The organism is Geodermatophilus ruber (assembly GCF_900114385.1).
GTDB lineage: Bacteria > Actinomycetota > Actinomycetes > Mycobacteriales > Geodermatophilaceae > Geodermatophilus > Geodermatophilus ruber.
This window is the reverse complement of the sequence record NZ_FOSW01000026.1, coordinates 1-3,815: the sequence shown is the minus strand read 5'-3', so window position 1 is coordinate 3,815 and position 3,815 is coordinate 1. Positions and strand designations below refer to the sequence as shown.

Sequence of the window (3,815 nt, the reverse complement as noted above, 5' to 3'; positions counted from 1 at the left end):
CAGGAGACGGCGAAGGCGACCGAGGACATCGCCCGGCGGGTGCAGGCGATCCAGGGTGACACGACCGCGGCGGTGGCCGCGATCGGGGAGATCTCCTCGATTGTCGCGCAGATCTCGGACCGGCAGACGACCATCGCCAGCGCGGTGGAGGAGCAGGAGGCCACCACCAACGAGATGTCCCGGTCGGTCACCGAGGCCGCCGGAGGCACCACCGAGATCGCCGCCAACATCACCGGGGTGTCCACCGCCGCGGACTCGACCACCCAGGCGCTGACCCAGACCCGCACCGCGGTCGACGAGCTGTCCCGGATGGCCGCCGACCTGCGAACGACGGTCGGGAGGTTCATTTACTGAGCGGGCCGGAAAGGACCCCGCACGCGGCTGCGACACATCTCGAACGGGATGTCGGTGGATTCGTCCACCGGCATCCTGTTCGCCTTTTCCGGCTCGGGCCATCGGGCCCCCGTAGCCGTCATGTCGACACGCGACAGGAACTCACGGACCAATCTCAGCCCGCTGTGACGACACCCACGGTGATTCGCGCGAATCGGATCCGGAATTGTTCTAACTTTCGCCCGGTCACACCAGCACCACCGGGGTGGCGAACCGATTCACGCCGGTGCGTCGCCCTCCCACTTCCGCAGCACGCGTCTTGGAGTACCTCACGATGAGCACCACCTCCCGCCCCACCAACTGGCCGGTGCATCGCGCCGACCCGACCGCGGCAGCCAGGGCCGGGTCCGTGACCACCTGGTGGGGTGATCGATCGGTGGCGACGAAGGTGCTGACGGCGATCGGCGTCGCGACCCTCGTAGCCGTCCTCGTCGGCATCCTGGGCATGCAGTCGCTCAGCACCGCCGCTGACCGGACCGAGCGGATGTACGACGAGAACATCAATGGGCTCACCAACGCCACGGAACTGCGCAGCGCCTTGTCGAGCGTCCGGATCGCCAGCCGCGACTCCGCGCTCGCCAAGGACGTGCCGGCTGCCCAGGCGCAGCTGAACTCGATCGCGGGCTACGAGGCGCGCTTCGAGGAGGTCATCGCCGCGTACCGGGCGATCAATCCGCCGGCGGAGACGCTCGCCGCCCTGGACCGGATCGAGACCGCCTTCCAGGAGTACCTCGAGGTGATCCACGGCCAGATCACTCCGCTCGCCCTCGCGCGGGACCTGGCCGGCTGGCTCCAGGTCAACGAGAGCCTGCTGCGGCCCCTCGCCAACGATGTGAGCACAGAGGTGCAGGCGCTCGTGGAGGCGGAGCACGCCGCCGCCCGGGCGGCCGCCGTGGCCTCCCGCGAAGCGGCTGATTCCCAGCAGACGGTGTCCGTCGCGATCATGCTGGGCGGGGCGGTGCTCGCCTTCGGGATCGGTTTCCGCGTCGCCAGGGGTATGGCGCGCAACGTGGCCCGGGTCAAGGTCGTGGCCGAGGCCCTGGCGGAGGGTGACCTCACCCGGACCGCCGACCTGACCACCAAGGACGAGCTCGGCCGGATGGGTGCGTCGCTGGACGCCGCGGTCGCCGAGCTGCGCACGGTGATGTCGACGGTGGTGTCGTCCGCTGACGCGGTCGCCGCCTCGTCGGAGGAGCTGTCGGCGTCCTCGGCGCAGATCTCGGCGTCGGCGGAGGAGACCAGCGCGCAGTCGGGTGTGGTGTCATCGGCCGCGGAGGAGGTCAGCCGGAGCGTGCAGACGGTGGCCGCCGGCGCGGAGCAGATGGGTGCCTCGATCCGGGAGATCGCCTCGAACGCGGCGGAGGCCAGCGAGGTGGCCGCCCGCGCGGTGAGTGCGGCGGAGACCACGACGGCGACGGTGGCCAAGCTGGGTGACTCGTCGGCGGAGATCGGCAACGTGGTGAAGGTGATCACCAGCATCGCCGAGCAGACCAACCTGCTGGCGCTCAACGCCACCATCGAGGCGGCCCGTGCCGGCGAGGCGGGCAAGGGCTTCGCGGTGGTCGCCAACGAGGTCAAGGAGTTGGCCCAGGAGACGGCGAAGGCGACCGAGGACATCGCCCGCCGGGTGCAGGCCATCCAGCACGACACCGGGGCCGCCGTCTCGGCGATCGAGGAGATCAGCACGATCGTCGCGCAGATCTCCGACCGGCAGACCACCATCGCGTCCGCGGTGGAGGAGCAGACCGCGACCACCAACGAGATGTCCCGGTCGGTGTTCGAGGCCGCCAGCGGCTCGGGTCAGATCGCCGACAACATCACCGGCGTCTCCACCGCGGCGGACTCGACCACCCAGGCGCTGACCCAGACCCGCACCGCCGTCGACGAGCTCTCCCGGATGGCCGCCGACCTGCGCACCACCGTCGGGCGGTTCACCTACTGATGCGGTGAGCCGCCGGACGGTTCCGGCGGCTCGAGGGGAGCGCGTGGCTGTTCGCGGCCACGCGTTCCCCTTTTTCCGTCCTCGACATGGGTGAGGGAGCGAGGTCGGTCACCGCATTCGGGTCGACATGTTGCCGGCCGGAATGCGGTGACCGATCGGGCGGGTAACGAGTCGGAAGTTTCCGAAACAGATACAGACGAATCGCCTCGATATCGGGTTCCCTCTGCCGAACATTCGACTCGAGGAACGCCGAACCGGCGTCCGCAGCCAGCCTCCAAGGAGAAGCAGCGATGGAGATGCCCGCAGTCACCCACACCCCGGTGAGGGAGACCAATTCCCCGACGACGCGTTCGTGGTGGGGTGACCGTGGGGTCAAGACCAAGGTGCTCGCCGCCGTCGGCGTCGCCGCACTCGTGGCCGTGGTCATCGGCGTCATGGGCATCTCCGCCCTGAGCTCCTCGGCCGAGTCGAACCGGATGCTGTACGTCAGCAACATCGGAGGCCTAACGGCCGCGGCTGACATGCGGACCGCGATCGCTGACGTGCGTATCGCCACGCGCAACGCCGTGCTCGAGCCCGACCCGGCCAAGGCAGGCCAGATCCTGGACTCCATCCCGGGTCTGGAGGAGCAGTACCGCGCCGCCCACGACGCCTACAACGCCGCGTTCCCGATCCCGGAGACGGAGGCCCTCAACGAGGAGGCCCTCACCAACTTCGAGGCCTACCTGAAGATCGCCGCGACCGAGTTGCGCCCGCTGGCGGAGCAGAACCGGTACCTCGAGTGGTACGCCCTCAACCAGGAGAAGAACGTCCCCCTGACCAGCGCGGCCACGGCCGCCCTGGACAAGATGCGGGAGATCGAGACCGGCCTGGCGCAGGAAGCCGCAGCCGCGGCGCAGGACCAGTTCCAGTCGCAGCGGACCACCTCGATCGTCGTCCTGGTCGTCGGCATCGCCACGGCGGTGGGCGTCGGCCTGGTCGTGGCCACCGGGATGGCGCGCGGTGTCGGTCGGGTGCAGCGGGTCGCGGAGGCGCTGGCCGCCGGCGACCTGACGAAGAGCAGCGGCCTGGCCACCCGGGACGAGCTCGGCCGGATGGGGGCGGCCCTGGACGGCGCGGTGGAGAACCTGCGCGAGGTGCTCGGCACCGTGGCCTCCTCGGCCGACGCGGTGGCGGCCTCGTCGGAGGAGCTGTCGGCGTCCTCGGCGCAGATCTCGGCGTCGGCGGAGGAGACCTCCGCGCAGGCCGGCGTGGTCTCCTCGGCCGCCGAGGAGGTCTCCCGCAACGTGCAGACGGTGGCCGCGGGGGCGGAGCAGATGGGTGCCTCGATCCGGGAAATCGCCAGCAACGCGGCGGAGGCCAGCGAGGTGGCGGCCAAGGCCGTGACGGCCGCGGAGACGACGACGGCGACGGTGGCGAAGCTGGGGGAGTCCTCGGCGGAGATCGGCAACGTGGTGAAGGTGATCACCTCGATCGCGGA

General features: G+C 70.2%; 2 protein-coding genes and 1 pseudogene. All 3 read left to right on the top strand.

Annotated features, from left to right (window positions below; translation table 11 throughout):
* Positions 1 to 354, top strand: a pseudogene (locus tag BMZ50_RS23430) (methyl-accepting chemotaxis protein); the annotation flags it as partial.
* Positions 355 to 667: 313 nt separating this feature from the next.
* Positions 668 to 2,335 (top strand): methyl-accepting chemotaxis protein, encoded by a 1,668-nt coding sequence (locus BMZ50_RS23425; RefSeq protein WP_091330086.1) that lies wholly within the window; start codon positions 668 to 670, stop codon positions 2,333 to 2,335.
* A 290-nt stretch (positions 2,336 to 2,625) separates the two neighbouring features.
* Positions 2,626 to 3,815, top strand: a 1,190-nt coding sequence (locus BMZ50_RS23420) for an MCP four helix bundle domain-containing protein (RefSeq protein WP_091330084.1), incomplete at its 3' end; no start/stop codon positions are given.

What these genes read in the sequence shown, in the direction of transcription:
- BMZ50_RS23425 (WP_091330086.1), top strand. Translation starts at nt 668, where the DNA reads ATGAGCACCACCTCCCGCCCCACCAACTGGCCGGTGCATCGCGCCGAC.